General features: G+C 68.5%; 10 protein-coding genes and 1 riboswitch. Of the genes, 6 read left to right on the forward strand and 4 right to left on the reverse strand.

Annotation, left to right across the window (positions count from 1 at the left end):
- Nucleotides 1–68 precede the first annotated feature (68 nt).
- Complete coding sequence (locus tag ON40_RS33885; RefSeq protein WP_245568102.1) at nt 69–1,082, reverse strand: MBL fold metallo-hydrolase; 1,014 nt, start codon at nt 1,080–1,082, stop codon at nt 69–71.
- A gap of 122 nt (nt 1,083–1,204) precedes the next feature.
- On the opposite strand from ON40_RS33885, the gene ON40_RS33890 reads away from it, so the two are divergent.
- From ON40_RS33890 to ON40_RS33910, 5 genes are read left to right on the forward strand one after another with little or no spacing between them, the layout of a single operon-like run.
- On the forward strand, nt 1,205–1,474 hold the full coding sequence (locus tag ON40_RS33890; RefSeq protein ID WP_051193949.1) for an acyl carrier protein: 270 nt from the start codon (nt 1,205–1,207) through the stop codon (nt 1,472–1,474).
- A complete protein-coding gene (locus ON40_RS48550; RefSeq protein ID WP_051193950.1) occupies nt 1,471–7,251 on the forward strand; it encodes a type I polyketide synthase in 5,781 nt (1,926 codons plus the stop codon). The genes ON40_RS33890 and ON40_RS48550 overlap by 4 nt, the downstream gene beginning before the upstream one ends.
- The gene (locus ON40_RS33900) at nt 7,248–8,933 is read left to right on the forward strand and encodes a fatty acyl-AMP ligase (RefSeq protein WP_040829196.1); all 1,686 of its coding nucleotides are present in this window, start codon (nt 7,248–7,250) and stop codon (nt 8,931–8,933) included. The genes ON40_RS48550 and ON40_RS33900 overlap by 4 nt, the downstream gene beginning before the upstream one ends.
- Nucleotides 8,934–8,976: 43 nt before the next feature.
- Nucleotides 8,977–9,411 carry a hypothetical protein gene (locus ON40_RS33905; RefSeq protein WP_051193952.1) on the forward strand — a complete coding sequence of 145 codons (435 nt, stop codon included), beginning with the start codon at nt 8,977–8,979 and terminating at the stop codon, nt 9,409–9,411.
- Nucleotides 9,412–9,415: 4 nt separating this feature from the next.
- Nucleotides 9,416–10,552, forward strand: a complete 1,137-nt coding sequence (locus ON40_RS33910) for a cation:proton antiporter (protein ID WP_040829197.1) — start codon at nt 9,416–9,418, stop codon at nt 10,550–10,552.
- Nucleotides 10,553–10,868: 316 nt separating this feature from the next.
- On the opposite strand, the gene ON40_RS33915 is transcribed toward ON40_RS33910, so the two are convergent.
- The 3 genes from ON40_RS33915 to ON40_RS33925 form a co-directional block, all read right to left on the reverse strand.
- Complete coding sequence (locus ON40_RS33915; RefSeq protein WP_040829382.1) at nt 10,869–11,264, reverse strand: RNA-binding S4 domain-containing protein; 396 nt, start codon at nt 11,262–11,264, stop codon at nt 10,869–10,871.
- A gap of 31 nt (nt 11,265–11,295) precedes the next feature.
- Nucleotides 11,296–11,919 carry a C40 family peptidase gene (locus ON40_RS33920; RefSeq protein ID WP_051193994.1) on the reverse strand — a complete coding sequence of 208 codons (624 nt, stop codon included), beginning with the start codon at nt 11,917–11,919 and terminating at the stop codon, nt 11,296–11,298.
- A gap of 81 nt (nt 11,920–12,000) precedes the next feature.
- Nucleotides 12,001–12,167: riboswitch (cyclic di-AMP (ydaO/yuaA leader) on the reverse strand.
- A gap of 339 nt (nt 12,168–12,506) precedes the next feature.
- A complete protein-coding gene (locus ON40_RS33925; RefSeq protein WP_040829199.1) occupies nt 12,507–12,800 on the reverse strand; it encodes a hypothetical protein in 294 nt (97 codons plus the stop codon).
- Between the two features lie 168 nt (nt 12,801–12,968).
- Between ON40_RS33925 and ON40_RS33930 the strand changes: the two genes are divergently transcribed.
- Entirely contained in the window at nt 12,969–14,153 is a 1,185-nt protein-coding gene (locus ON40_RS33930; protein WP_040829200.1) for an ATP-binding protein, read from the forward strand.
- The last annotated feature ends 96 nt before the right edge of the window (nt 14,154–14,249 follow it).

Below are 14,249 nucleotides of genomic sequence, written 5' to 3' on the forward strand. Positions count from 1 at the left end.
GGTACGGCCGGCCGAGGGGTAGGTCCCCGGTCGACCGCACCCGTGTCCGGGGCGAATGCGCCGCCGGCTCAGGCTCGTTCGGCGACCGCGTTGAAGTCGTGGCTCGCGATGATCTCGATGCCCTGCGGCAGGGCGTGCAGGCGCTGCACGGTGTCGAAGGCGCGGTCGCGATCGGCGTCGACGAGCTGTCCGGGCATGGGCGCCTTCTCGCGGATGAGCTTGATCTGCAAGGTATTCCACACCGCATCACCGGCCAGCAGCACATGCGTGCCGTCGTTCACGGCCAGCAGTACCCCGATACTGCCGGGGGTGTGCCCGGCCAGATCCAGCAGCACCACCGAACCGTCGCCGAACAGATCGTGACTGGCCGGGAAGGTCAACACCGGCGGCCCCTCGAGGTGCAGCGGCTGCACGGCACGATCGCGCAGGGGTGCGCGCACCACGCCGTACGGCGCGGTATCCCCCGTCATCGCCCACTCGTATTCCACTGCGGGAACGCGCAATTCGACCGAATCGGGAAGTTCCAGCAAACCGGACACGTGATCCCAGTGCAGATGGGTCGCGATGGTGAAATCGATATCCGAACCGGACAGATCCTGCCCCGCCAGCGCATCCTCGAGCCCGAGCACCGTTCTACCCGGGGCGACGAACAACCCCATCGGAAAAGGCAATCCGGGCAACACCCGCTTGTGCACGCCCGCGCACATCGCCGGATCGATCACGAAGCGGGCGCGGGGATGTTCGACCAGGAACGCACCCATCCCCATGGGCAGCGTCCCCAGGCTGCGCACGCCCTCGGCGACCAGCGCGGTCGGCGCCGACGTGCGCGCCTGCAACAGGGCGGTGAAGCGAACCGTGTTGCGGGGGTTCGGAACTCGGGCGCACTCGAGTCCGGCCAGGAACTCCGGATCGGGACGCCGCGGATGCAGCAGACGACGTGGCGTCGCCGCGAGGGCGGCGCAGCAATGCGCGAGGGTGCCCAACGCGCCGGGTCTGCCGTCGGAGAAATCGGTCACATCACCACCTTTGCCGAACGCGCCCCGGTTGGCGAAAACCGGCTCGGAGCTCGTGTGCTGGTTCACAGCGACACCGTAGCGATCCGGATGCGCACAGCAAAGCCCTTCTCCGCGCGGCGAGTTCTCGGCATAATCGGCGGAGGTACCTGACGGCCGGCGGCCACCGCCGAATGCGGGGAGGAGTAGCCGTGCGGCAGCGTTCTTCGGTCGAAGGCCGGTCCACCGGACACCGGTCGGATCTGACCTCAGCGGCGGTGACGGCCATCGCGGAACTGCTCGGCGTCCCCGCGGACACCGTCTCCGTCGGTACCCCGTTCAACGATCTAGGTCTGTCGTCGGTGCAGCTGGCGCGTCTCACGGCCGTGCTGGAGGATGCACTGGGCGTGGAGGTCTCGCTCACCGACCTGTTCGATCATTCCGATATCGACCGGCTCGTCGAACATCTAGCGACCCGATGACAGCCGACTCCGGCGGCACCCCACTGCCCGCCCCCGATCCGGGGCAGCGGGATTCGACGACCACGACGGAATCCGACGCCGCCTCCGTCCCCCCGGTCGCGATCATCGGCATCGGCTGCCGCGTGCCGGGCGCGCACGGCGTCGTCGAGTTCTGGCGACTGCTGCGCGAGGGCCGGGACGGCACCACAGCGCCGCCGCGCGATCGCGCCGGGACCCGGCGCGGCGGCTATCTGCGCGGGCTCGACGCCTTCGACAACGACTGGTTCGCCATCTCCGAACGTGAAGCGGCCGTGCTGGATCCGCAACAGCGGGTCGCGCTGGAGGTCGCGGTCGAGGCGCTCGACGACGCGGGTGTCGGATATCGGGTGCGCGGGTCGCACACCGCGGTGCTGTTCGGTGCGTGCGGGTACGACCACGGCACGGTGGTGCTCGGCCGGGGCGGATACGACGCGCCGTACGCGGTCACCGGATCCGCGCTGAGCATCATCGCCAACCGGCTGTCCTACGCCCTGGATCTGCACGGGCCGAGTCTGGTGCTGGACAGTGCGTGTTCCTCCTCGCTGGCCGCGGTGGACATGGCGATGCGGCTGCTCGCCGACCGCACGGTCGACCTGGCGATCGTCGGCGGGGTGAATCTGCCGCTGCTGCAACACGCCTCCGACTACCTGGACCAGGCCGGATTCCTCGCACCGGACGGGCGGTGCAAACCCTTCGACGCCGCCGCGGACGGCTACACCCGCAGCGACGGCTGCACGGTGCTGATCCTGCAGCGCACCGCCGACGCCCGCCGCGAAGGCAATCGGGTGTACGCCGAGATCGTCGGCGCCGCAGTCGGTTCCGACGGCCGGTCGAACGGTCTGTACGCGCCCAGCGGACGCGCCCAGCAGCAGGTGATCCGGCAGGCGTGGACACGCGCCGGGGCCGATCCCGGCACGGTCGGATACGTCGAATGTCACGGCACCGGAACACCGTTGGGTGATGCGGTGGAGGTCGGCGCACTGGCCGCGGTGCTGTCCGAGGGCGAACGGACCCGGCGAGTCTGGATCGGGTCGGTGAAATCGAATCTCGGTCATCTCGAGGCCGCCGCCGGGGTCACCGGAATCGTCAAGGCGGCGTTGAGCATCGCGCATGCCACGATTGTCCCGAACGTGCATTTCCACACCGAGAATCCGCTGCTGAAGCTGGCCGCTCGCGGGCTGGCCGTGCCGACCGAGCCGATCGGGTGGGCGGCGGAATCGGCCTCGGGCCGGTACGCCGGGGTCAGCTCGTTCGGATTCGGCGGAACCAATGCGCATGTGGTGTTGCGCGGGGTGGATCCCGTTGCACCGCAGCCGGAGACCGATCCGCCCACACTGTTTCCGGTCACCGGGCGAGATGCCGACGATCTTCGGCAGCAGGCGTTGCGCTGGGCCGAAGCGCTGGGTCGCGGTACCGGATCGCTCGGCGAATTCGCCGCTGCCGCAGCACGATCGATACCCGAGCAGATGCGCGGTGCTGTGCTCGCCCGCGACCGCGCGGAGGCCGTCGCCCGATTGCTGGAGCTGGCCGAGGCCGCCCAGGGGATTCCGCCTGCGGTCGATGCGCCCGTCGGGAATGCTCGGGCGAGGACCGGTGACGATGCAGCGGAACCCACGATGCGCACAGCAGGGGTGTACCGCCCGTCCGGGCAACGGCGGCGCGGGCGAATCCTGTTGGTGTTCTCGGGACAGGGTGGACAGCATCAGCGGATGGGGCGGGGTCTGGCGGCCAGGTATCCGGTGTTCGCCCGAGCACTGGCCGAGGCCACCGATGCGGTGACCGCCGCCGGCGGGCCTCGGGTGTGGACGCCCCGGCACGGCTTCGCACACAGCCTCGATACGACCGATATGGTGCAGCCCGCGCTGTACGTATTCCAGATCGCGCTGACGGAACTGCTGGCGCACTGGGGGATTCGTCCCGACGCTGTGATCGGTCACAGTCTGGGCGAGATCGCGGCGGCAGTGGTCAGCGGCGCGCTGTCACTCGGCGACGGCGCCCGGATCGTGGTGGCGCGCAGTGCGATCCTGGCGCAGCTGGACGGGCACGGGGCGATGGCGATGCTCGAGGCCACTCCCGAGGAGGCCGGGCGACTGGTGGACCCGGTCCGCGCGCACGTCTCGGTGGCCGCGATAAACGGTCCGCGGTCGGTGGTGGTGTCCGGCACGCCGCGCTATGTGGAGACGGTGATCCGGCGGGCCACGCGCCGCAGCGTCTACGCGCGGCGGATCGCGGTGGACTTCGCCGCGCACAGCCCGCAGGTCCACGAGCCCGCGGCCGAACTGCTCGCCCGGCTCGACGGGATCACCCCGCGCCCACCGCGAATTCGGTTGTATTCCACGACCCGGCCCGGTGAGCTGATCACCTCCGCAGCCTTGGACGCGAAGTACTGGGCCGAGAACGCCGAGCGCACAGTCGAACTCGCGGCCGCGGTGGAATCCGCCGCGGCCGACGGCTGCACCACCGCGATCGAGATCTCCCCGCATCCGATTCTGGCCCCGGCCATCCGGGAGTTTCCGGACTTCCGCGAGGCAACGCATCCGATGGCCGACCGGGACGACGAAGCCACCGCCTTCCTCGACGGCATGGCCAGATTGTACCTCGAGGGCCGATCCGCGGACTGGTCCGCACTGGGCGCGTTCCCCGGCCGGATTCTCGAAAGACGCTGGCGCCATATCTCTTTCCCGCTGCTGACCGATATGACGCCCGAGCTCGCCGCCGAGGACCTCGGCGACCATGTCGTGCGGGGTGTGCCGATGGTCCCGGCGGCGTACTGGTTGCGCGGACTACTGCGAATCGCCGGAGAACGGACCACCCGGCTCACGGAGTTCACCGTCCGCGAGCCCACCGATCTGACCGCCCTGCCCGATGTCACCTTCCATGCCGGAACCGATCTGGTCGAGGTGTCCGGCCCGGTCACGCTGGCCACGGCCCGAGTCGCCGCCGAGCCGACGCCCGCGGAGATCGTCGGCTGGATGCGTGCGATCGATGCACACCGCATCGCCCAACCCGGTATGCGCGCGATCGACACGCGCGAGTTCTACGCGATGCTGCGTGTCCGGGGACTCGACTACGGCCCCCGCTTCCGGCCCCTGCGCGGTATCGTCGCCGAATCCGCGAGCGCCATAGGGCTTCTCGGCCATATTCCGCTCGATGCCGCGGCTCTCGACGGCTGTCTGCAACTCATTGCCGCCGCCGCGGGCCCGCACCTGCCCGCCAACGTTCTGCCACTGCCCGCCCGCATCGATTCCGCGTGGCTCACCGCGTCTTCCGAGGTCCTGCTCGCCCAGGCGCATGCCTTCCTCCGCAACGCCGACTCCGACGGCCTGCACTGCGATGTGCTGGCCACCGACCAGCACGGCGCTCCCGCCGCCGCCCTCCTCGGCGTCCACATCCACTATGTCCGTCTCCCTGATCCCCGGGACCACTCCGTCACAGCCACAACCACTTACGAACGGCCGGGTGCCCGCGGCACCACGACCCTCGGACCGGCACAAGCTCCTGAACAGTCATCGCCGAATACCACGAGCATTCCTGCGCCATCTCGAGGCCGCGAGGGTGCTCGACCGAACGCGGGCGATCCCGTCGGCGAAGCTCTCCACGGCCCTGCCGCACAACCCGATACACCACAGCACATCTCTTTCGGGGACCACGCCCTTGCCGAGCAGCAGGGCGTCGAAGGTGCGATGTCGGCCGGTGCAGGGCAGTACTTCGGCGAATACTCGGATTCCGTTTCAGGTCGATGGGATCGGTCGGGGGCACGCGGCGCCGATCTCCGCGTACTCGATCGATCCGATTGGGATCGTGGCGTGCTGGGCGCGCACGGGCTCGGGCCGGTGTTGCGGCGCGAGGCATGGGTTCGAGTCGAGGCGCCGGATGCGGAAGGAGCGGTACGGAGTTCGCGGGCTCGCCGGGTGCTGGTGATCGGGGAGTCTCGGCTGGCGGTCGGGCTGGCTCGGGCGATGGACGCCTGGGTGCCCGCCGAACGGGTTGCCCGGGATCCGATCGAGGCGAGTCCGATCGTTTCCGCGACGCTCGCCGGTCGCGGGGATCCCACCGCGGTCGTCGTGGTGTGGCCCGCGGTGGCCGCGACCGGATCGACGGTGGCGGAGATCGGGCGCGCACTCGAACTGCTGCAACGGATTCAGGAGTGCGATGCGATGGCGTCGCTGACCGTGGTGCTGCGCGATCGCTGGAGCGTGACCCAGCAGGGGATCGCCGGGTTGGTGCGGTCCCTGCAGTTGGAGTCGGGTCGGCCGGTCCGGCTGGTGTGGGCGGGGGCCGAGCGAGCCGAGCCGGGGCCGTTGACCGGTCTCGCGTTGTCGGCCGGGGGACCGGACGAGGTGCGCATCGGGCCCGGCAGCGTGGAGGCCAGGCGATTCGAGCCGGTGTCCTTCCTGGCGCGTCCGGTCGAAATCCAGCCTGTCGGAGCATATGTCGTGACCGGCGGACTCGGCGCGCTCGGCGCGGTGGCCGCGCGATGGCTGCTGGACTCCGGCGCGGGGGATGTGGTCGTGCTGACCCGACATCCGCGTCCGCTCCCGCCGCTGCTCGAGGGTCTCGAGGACCGGATCGTGGTGTTGCGCTGCGATGTCACCGATCCGCGCGATCTGGCCAACGCCCTGCACGACATCCGCGAGTGCGGTGCTCCCATCCGCGGCCTGATACATTCCGCGGGCGCGCTGCATGATGCCGAGTTCAACTCTGTGACAACGGATCTGCTGGCATCGATGTTCGAACCCAAACTCGCCGCGACCGCCGACCTGCTGGATCTGACCGCCGCCGATCCGATCGATTTCGCTCTGCTGTTCTCCTCGGCGACCGGCGCGCTGGGCGCACCCGGACAGGCCGGCTACGCCGCGGCCAACGCCGCCCTGGACGCGCTCGCGGCAACCCGCGCGAACCGCAGGGTGATCAGTATCGGCTGGGGCAGTTGGGAATCCGGCCTGGCCGCCACGGCGGGCGGCGCGGAACATCTCCGCCGCGCGGGCATCACCCCGTTCACCACCGCCCGCGGCACCGCGGTCCTGGACGCCCTGCGCGGCTACCCCGGACCCCACGTCCTGGCGATGGACTACACGCCCACCACGGACGATTCCCCCATAGCCCACCGCCTCCGCACCGTCCTGCCGACGATCCCCCAGCACCACTCGGAACCAGGACATCCCACCTCCGCAGACGAATTCGGCCACACGCCGACCGACCTGGAACACACGGCCCCGGACGCCCCCGTCGGCAATCGGCGTGCACCCGCCGATCGAACATCACACTCCGCCGAACCGGGCTACTTCGGCGCGCTCGCAGCTCGGATTCCGACGAACCCCGTGCCGGAAGCGGACGCGAGTGCCGTGACGGATGAATCCCGGTATACCTACGGGCCGACCGGCCGCTCGGAGGGGAATCCGGGCGCAGATCCTCTGGCCGACAACGGTGTTCCCGCAGACGGTTCGATCGGCTCGGGAGTTGATCCGGATTCGGTTCCGGATGCAGAGATCGAGCCGACTGCGAATGTGCCGGTGGCACAGGTCATCCGGGCCGCGCTGGCGGCGACGCTGGGGATCTCGGCGGAAAGTATCAGGCCGGAGGTGGATTTCACCGGTCTGGGGTTGTCCTCGTTGCTGGCGATCGAGTTGCGCCGGACGCTCGAGGCACGGCTCGGGGTTCGCATCGCGACCGCCGAACTCTTCGAACATCCCACCGTGGCGATGCTCGGTGCGGCACTGTCCGCGCGGCTGTCCGATGGTCGAGGGGAGACCCGATGAGCGGATCGGTCGACGCGCTCGCCGCGGCGGTGACGCGATGGGCCGCGGACCGGCCGGCTGCACCCGCGTTCACCGCGCTGTCGTACTCCGGTCGAGATCGCTGCTCACATTCGTTGAGCTTCGCCGGATTACACAGCGCCGCAGGCGTTCTGGCCGCGAAGATCAGCGCCGCGACGAGTCCGGGGGACCGGGTCGCCATCCTGTGCGATCACGGCCTCGACTACGTGGTGGCATTTCTCGCCTGTCTGTACGCCTCCCGGGTGGCCGTCCCGTTGTTCCCGGTGCAGGGTCACCGCAGTGCCGATCGCCTCGCGGCCGTCCTGGACGATGCGCGCCCGACACTGAGCCTGGTCGATCCGGGCAGCGAAACAACCACGGCGGATAGTGGATTCACGCTGGGTGACCTCCTGCCGGTGTCCATCGAGCCCACGGACATAGCTGCGCCACCGCAACCGGTCACCGAACATCCGGCCTATCTGCAATACACTTCCGGCTCCACGAAAACACCGGCCGGAGTGCAGGTCTCCCACGCCAACCTCGCCGCGGCACTCGAACAACTGCGCACCGGACTGCCCGTGGTGAACGACAAACCCGTCGTCACCTGGCTGCCGTTCTTCCACGATATGGGCCTGGTCTTCGCCATGTCGCTGCCGCTGTACACCGGCGTGCCCGCGATCACCCTGCCACCGGCCGAATTCGCCAAACGCCCGATCCGGTGGCTGCAGGCATGCAGCGACTACCATGCCGGAGCGACGGCAAGTCCGAACTTCGGTCTGGCGCACGCTGTTTCGGCCACGACACCGCGCGAGCGCGCCGATCTGGACCTGTCCGAGCTGGCGCTCGTGCTCAACGGCGCGGAACCCGTCCGGGCCGAGGTGCTGACGAGGTTCACGAAAACCTTCGCCCCCCACGGCTTCCGGCACTGCGCCCACACCGCCGGATACGGCCTGGCCGAAGCAACCCTGCCGGTCGCCTTCGGCGCGCCCGACGAACCGCCCGCGACCGCCGAATTCGATCGCGCCGCACTGGCCGACGGATGCGCGATCCTCGCCGAACCGGGCGACGGAGTCCAGCTCGTCGGCTGCGGCACCCCCGCCGACCAGCACATTCGACTGGTCGATCGATCCGGCACGCCGGTAGCGGCGGGCGAGGTAGGCGAAATCTGGGTGCGCGGCCCGAACGTCTGCGCCGGATACCTGGGCAAACCCCGCGAGACGGCCGAGACATTCGGCGCACGATCCCCCGGCGAGGCGGAGAACTGGCTCCGCACCGGTGATCTCGGCTTCCAGCACGACGGTCAGCTCTACATCACCGGACGTCTCGGGGATATGATCGTCGTCGCCGGTCGCAACCACTATCCGGCCGATATCGAAAGCACCGCAACAGATTCCGCGCCGGAGGTGCGCACCGGCCACATCACCGCCTTCGGTGTGGACGACGGTTCCCACGAGGCGCTGATCCTGGTCGCCGAGCTGAACGAGCGCCCCTTCGATACCGCCGAAGTGATCCGCCGCATCCGCGCCGCCGTCGCGGCCGCGCACGATATCGCGCCGACCGAGGTGGTCCTGGTCGAGCGCGGGCAGATTCCCAAGACCTCCAGCGGCAAGCTGCGGCGCGGCGAATGCCGGATCCGCTACCGCCGGGACGAGTTGGTCCGCATCGAGGCCGCGCCGAGGGTGTAAACCTGATCCACACCCATCCACAGATCGTGGCGGAGGAGTATCGATGGCGACCACCAATCCCGTGCGCTGGCTGGACGAACCCGAAAAACACGACTATCCGGCGGCGGCCGAGTATCTCGAACTGCTCGCGGACCCGGATACCGTGTCCACGTTGCTCGATCGACTGGGCAGTGCGCCGATCGTGCACAAGAAGGCCAAGGACATCCTGCGCGCGGCCGGGCTCGCCCTGCTGCCGCCGGACAATCCGCACGTCCGCGCCGATCTCGGCAAGATCCTGGCCGGTAAGGCGCTGTCCCCGATCCTGCTGGTCCAGGGCGATCTGACCACCGGAACCCCCGCCCAGATCGCCGACGGCTACCACCGCGTGTGCGCCTGCTACCACGCGGACGAGAACATCCCGATCCCCACCAAACTCGCGGCTCTGAGCGACCTCGGAGAAGGGGACCCCGAATCGGGGAAGAAGAAACGGAAGAAATAGGGCGGTGAGCTTCGCGACTCTCGCGCTGGTTCTGGCGCTCGGCCTGGTCGGGCCGCTGCTGTCCTGGCGCGAGAGCTGGCACGTTCCGGTGATCGTCGGCGAACTGCTCGCCGGAGTCGTCTTCGGCGCGACCGGTTTCCGAGTGCTCGATCCCGGCGATCCGATCTTCTCCTTCCTGGCCGATATGGGATTCGCGCTGGTCATGTTCGTGGCGGGCACCCATGTCCCGGTGCGGGATCCGGCGGTCCGCTCGGCGCTGGCGGTCGGAGCGCTGCGCGCGGTGCTGGTCGGATTGCTCGCCGCGGCGGCCGGGTTCACCCTGGCGAGCTGGTTCGACACCGGACACGGCGCGATCTACGCGGTGCTCATCGCCTCCTCGTCGGCGGCGCTGACCTTGCCGATCATCGATTCCCAAGGGTTGCAAGGCAAAACCGTGCTGGAGCTGACCGCGCAGGTGGCGATCGCCGATACCGCCTGCATCGTGGCATTGCCGCTGGTCATCGACATCTCCCGGGCCGGGCGCGCGGCGCTCGGCGCGCTGGCCGTCGCGGCGGGCGCGGTCGTGCTGTTCTTCGTCCTGCGCTATCTGGACCGATCCGGACGACGCCGTCGCGCCCACCACGTCTCCGAACAGCGAAAGTTCGCACTGGAGCTGCGCGTCAGCCTGACGCTGCTGTTCGCCCTGGCCGCCCTGGCCACGCGGACGCAGGTCTCGATCATGTTGGCGGGCTTCGCGGGTGGACTCGCGGTGGCGGGAGTCGGCGAACCTCGGCGCGTCGCGCGTCAGCTGTTCGCGATCACCGAGGGATTTCTGGGTCCGCTGTTCTTCGTCTGGCTCGGCGCCCGGCTCAACCTGCGCGAATTCGCCGATCAGCCGCGGTTGATCCTGCTCGGATTCGCACTCGGCGCGGCCGCTGTGCTGGCGCACGTGCTGATGCGGCTGCTGGGTCAGCCGATCCGGTTCGGCGCGTTGGCGGCCGCGCAGATCGGTGTGCCGGTCGCGGCGGTCACCGTCGGCACCCAGCTGCACGTGCTCGAACACGGCGAGGCGGCGGCGCTGCTGCTGGGTGCACTCGTGACCATCGCCATCGCCGCATTCGCCGCGGCCTCGGCTGCCCGATCCGCTCCCAGCAGCAACTGAATTCGCCCGGCGTCGACCGGATCAGTCTGGACCTCATGATGTCTCGGCCAGTAGGCAAATCTCTGGCAATGCGAGTTTCGCTCTGTCTAGACCTACCGGGCGGCCGGAAGACCGTCACTCGGAGGTGACCGTCCGTCGGGTGTTCGGACCAATTTCGGTGTGTCGGTGTCCGATTCAGCGAGGTGATGTGTCGAAGATCACTCATCGAATTCTTGGCGACCAGTGACCGACTGCACCGCAAGGGAATAACCGGTCGACCAGAGACGCGCGTGAAGTGGATAGGGACTTCACGGCGCGCCGAACAGCATGAACATACTCAGGGCGAGTCGGTGGGTCCTCGGCCGAGCAATCGATCCGTCTCACGCCGTTCACGTTTCGTGGGCCGCCCGGCACCACGATCACGGCGAGGCATGGTCGCCACGATCTCGGGAGGAGGCGGCGGCGGACTCTTATCGATCAGGCACTGTGCGGCGATCGCCGCACCCACGCGTTTGGTGATGACCTTTTCGACGACGACGATGCGATCGAGCCCGTTGATCCGGGCCCGCACCTCATCGCCGGGTTTGACCTGATGAGCAGGCTTGACCGCAACGCCGTTCACCTTGACGTGCCCGCCGCGACATGCGGTCGCGGCGGCCGACCTGGTTTTGAACAGCCGGACAGCCCAGGTCCAGGAGTCGACCCGGGCTGTACTCGGTTGCGTCGGTGGCAGTTTCGCCTCCAGAGCGGTACTGGGGCGAGAATCAGGCGACGCGACGCGCGGTGACGATCGAGTTGGGATCGAGGTGCGCGTAGCTGACGGTCTCACCCGACTGCGGTGCCTGCAGGATCTTGCCGTCGCCGGCGTACATCGCCACGTGGCCGCCGCCCTCCTGGATGACCAGGTCGCCGGGCTGCAGGTCCTGGAAGGCGACCGGCTTGCCGACGTGCGACTGCTCGAAGCTGGTGCGCGGCAGGCTCACTCCGGCCTGCTTGTAAGCCCACTGCACGAGGCCCGAGCAGTCGAAGTTCTGCGGGCCCGAGGCGCCCCACACGTAGTCCGAGCCGATCTTGCTCTTGGCTGCGGTCAGCGCGATGTTCTGCGGGCCGTGATTCTCGTTCGCACCGGGCAGCGCCGCGGTCAGGCCGGGAATGTTCGGCTGCTGCAGGCTCTGCGGCGCCAGCGCCTTCTGCGCGGACTTGATCTGATCCGCGTGGTCCTTGATCAGGTCGGCGTGATCGGCGAGCGCCTGATTCACGGCCTTGACCTGCTGAGTGAACGACGAATCGACCGGCACATCGAAATCTCCGACACCGGGCACGTTGATGGTCTGCGCCATCGCCGAAACCGCAGGCATGGCACCGGTTGCCGAGGCAACCGCACCCATGACGAGCGCACCCTTCACGGAATTCGGGAGCCGAGATTCCCGTTGCAAACTGTGTCTACCCACCGAGCTGAGTCTCCTGTTTCTTCCACTCCACCCGCCGACCGAGTTAGCTGACGGGTTCGGGCCGGGAAGATCGGTCCTACCTCGACCGACCTTATAAAGCCGGGCGAGGATTCACCCCACTACATCTGGGTCCTCGGTTCGGCGAACGAGCTTGCGCCCGAACGCCGATTTAGCGGTGACTCGACTGGCCGTTTCCCCTACGAAGCGGCCCACTTCGTCAAGTCACGAGAAGATTACGGCTAGCGCGTGATGTTGTCCACCCCACAGCACGGCGTGTTGCACCGAACGCGGCAAAACCCCAGGACAGGGCCCGATTCGGCGTGTCGCGCAGCGAGTAACGGAGCGATATCGGCTCGGCCACAACTGTTATCGACGCGGGTGGGAACGTTATGAAGTCGACTCTGTCCGTTATCGCCCGGCAAATCCGAGACGTTGACAACTGCCCGCGACGAATCGTCTCCCGACTCCCTCGCCCACCGATCCGGCCCGGCCGAACGAGCTGCCGCAAGCCGAACCGGGAGGGATCAGTCCCGGCCGCCGTCGCGCCCGGCGAGCGCGCGTTCCAGTTCCTCGATGCGACGCTGCGCGTCGGCCAGTCCGACCTCGAGCCGTCCCAGCGCCATCACGAGCGGACCGACCGCGAGATCGGCCACCAGTTGCGGATCGTCGTAGCCCTCGCCGATCGCCTTCAGGATGTTCGTGCGAATGCGTGCCGCGAGAACGGCTTCCCGCGGGACGTTCCACGATTCGACGACCTCGGCGGTACCGCCTTCGGGTACCTCGACCTGCGGCACGCCGGCATCGTGTTCCTCGCTCATGACTCTCCTGTGCCCTCGGCCCCCGCGGCGTCGCGACGGGTCACACCTGTGTCGACAACCACAAGCCTAGAGACCGTATTCCCGAGCCGCACATCCCTCGCTAGTCGCATCTAGGGAACGCGGTAGATGTCCGAAGATTTTCCGCGCGACGCACTACCGTGGAACGGCATGGACCCCGTGCGCAATCCGTACGCCCCCGGCGCCGGACAACGCCCGCCCGAACTCGCCGGGCGCACGAAACAACTCGACGCCTTCGACGTGGTGCTCGAACGCATCTCGCGCGGGCGGCCGGAACGCAGCGTCATGCTCACGGGTCTGCGCGGCGTGGGAAAGACGGTGCTGCTCAATCACCTTCGCTCGGCCGCGCGCGCACGTGATTGGGGCACCGGCAAATTGGAGGCCCGGCCCGATCAGGAGCTGCGCAGGCCGCTGGCCTCGGCCCTGCACATGGCGGTGCGGCAGATCGCCGTGGCGCACCGCAATCTGGAGATGGTCGACGACTTCCTGGGCATACTCAAGGCTTTCGCGCTGCGCGCCGCCGTCGACAAGGGAATGCGCGAGCGCTGGCAGCCGGGTATCGACGTCCCGGCGGTGACCGGCCGCGCCGACTCCGGTGATATCGAGATCGATCTGGTCGAACTGCTGATGGAGGCCGCGCAGGTGGCCCGCGACATCGGCGTCGGCATCGCGATATTCATCGATGAGATGCAGGATCTGGGCCCGGCCGACATCTCCGCGATCTGCGGCGCATGTCACGAATTGAGCCAGGAGGCAGCGCCTTTGATCGTGGTCGGCGCCGGTCTGCCGCATCTGCCCGCGGTGTTGTCTGCCTCCAAGAGCTACTCCGAACGGCTGTTCAGCTATCACCGCATCGACCGGCTCGACCGGGAATCGGCCGATCTGGCGCTGATCGCCCCGGCCGAGCGCGAGGAGGTGAAATTCGCCTCCGACGCGCTGGATTCGCTGTATCTCAAGGCGGACGGATACCCGTATTTCGTCCAGGCCTACGGCAAGGCGACCTGGGATCTGGCCGCACAGAGCCCGATCACCGCCGAGGATGTGGAGCTGGCCGCCCCCGCCGCGGAGGAGGAGCTGGCGGTCGGATTCTTCGGGTCCCGATACGAGCGGGCGACCCCGGCCGAACGGGAGTACATGCGCGCGATGGCCGAACTGTCCGGTGACGACGGTCCGGTGGCGACCGCCGCCATCGCCAAGGAACTGGGTCGCCGGCCTGCTTCGCTGTCACCGGCTCGGGACGGGCTGATCAAGAAGGGGCTGATCTATTCGGCCGAGCGGGGGACCATCGGGTTCACGGTTCCGCACTTCGGTCGATATCTCCGCAGCGTCGCCTGAGGGCGTCGTCCGAGACATCCACAATGCGTCGCCGCGGCCGAGCGCTGTCGGTCGAGGCCGCACGATTCTGAAATCTACCTGTATCTAGTTGCCCCT

Source organism: Nocardia jiangxiensis NBRC 101359, from assembly GCF_000308615.1.
Classification (GTDB): Bacteria; Actinomycetota; Actinomycetes; order Mycobacteriales; family Mycobacteriaceae; genus Nocardia; species Nocardia jiangxiensis.

What these genes read in the sequence shown, in the direction of transcription:
- ON40_RS48550 (WP_051193950.1), top strand. Translation starts at nt 1,471, where the DNA reads ATGACAGCCGACTCCGGCGGCACCCCACTGCCCGCCCCCGATCCGGGG.
- ON40_RS33900 (WP_040829196.1), top strand. Translation starts at nt 7,248, where the DNA reads ATGAGCGGATCGGTCGACGCGCTCGCCGCGGCGGTGACGCGATGGGCC.
- ON40_RS33905 (WP_051193952.1), top strand. Translation starts at nt 8,977, where the DNA reads ATGGCGACCACCAATCCCGTGCGCTGGCTGGACGAACCCGAAAAACAC.
- ON40_RS33920 (WP_051193994.1), bottom strand. Translation starts at nt 11,919, where the DNA reads ATGGGTGCGGTTGCCTCGGCAACCGGTGCCATGCCTGCGGTTTCGGCG.
- ON40_RS33925 (WP_040829199.1), bottom strand. Translation starts at nt 12,800, where the DNA reads ATGAGCGAGGAACACGATGCCGGCGTGCCGCAGGTCGAGGTACCCGAA.
- ON40_RS33930 (WP_040829200.1), top strand. Translation starts at nt 12,969, where the DNA reads ATGGACCCCGTGCGCAATCCGTACGCCCCCGGCGCCGGACAACGCCCG.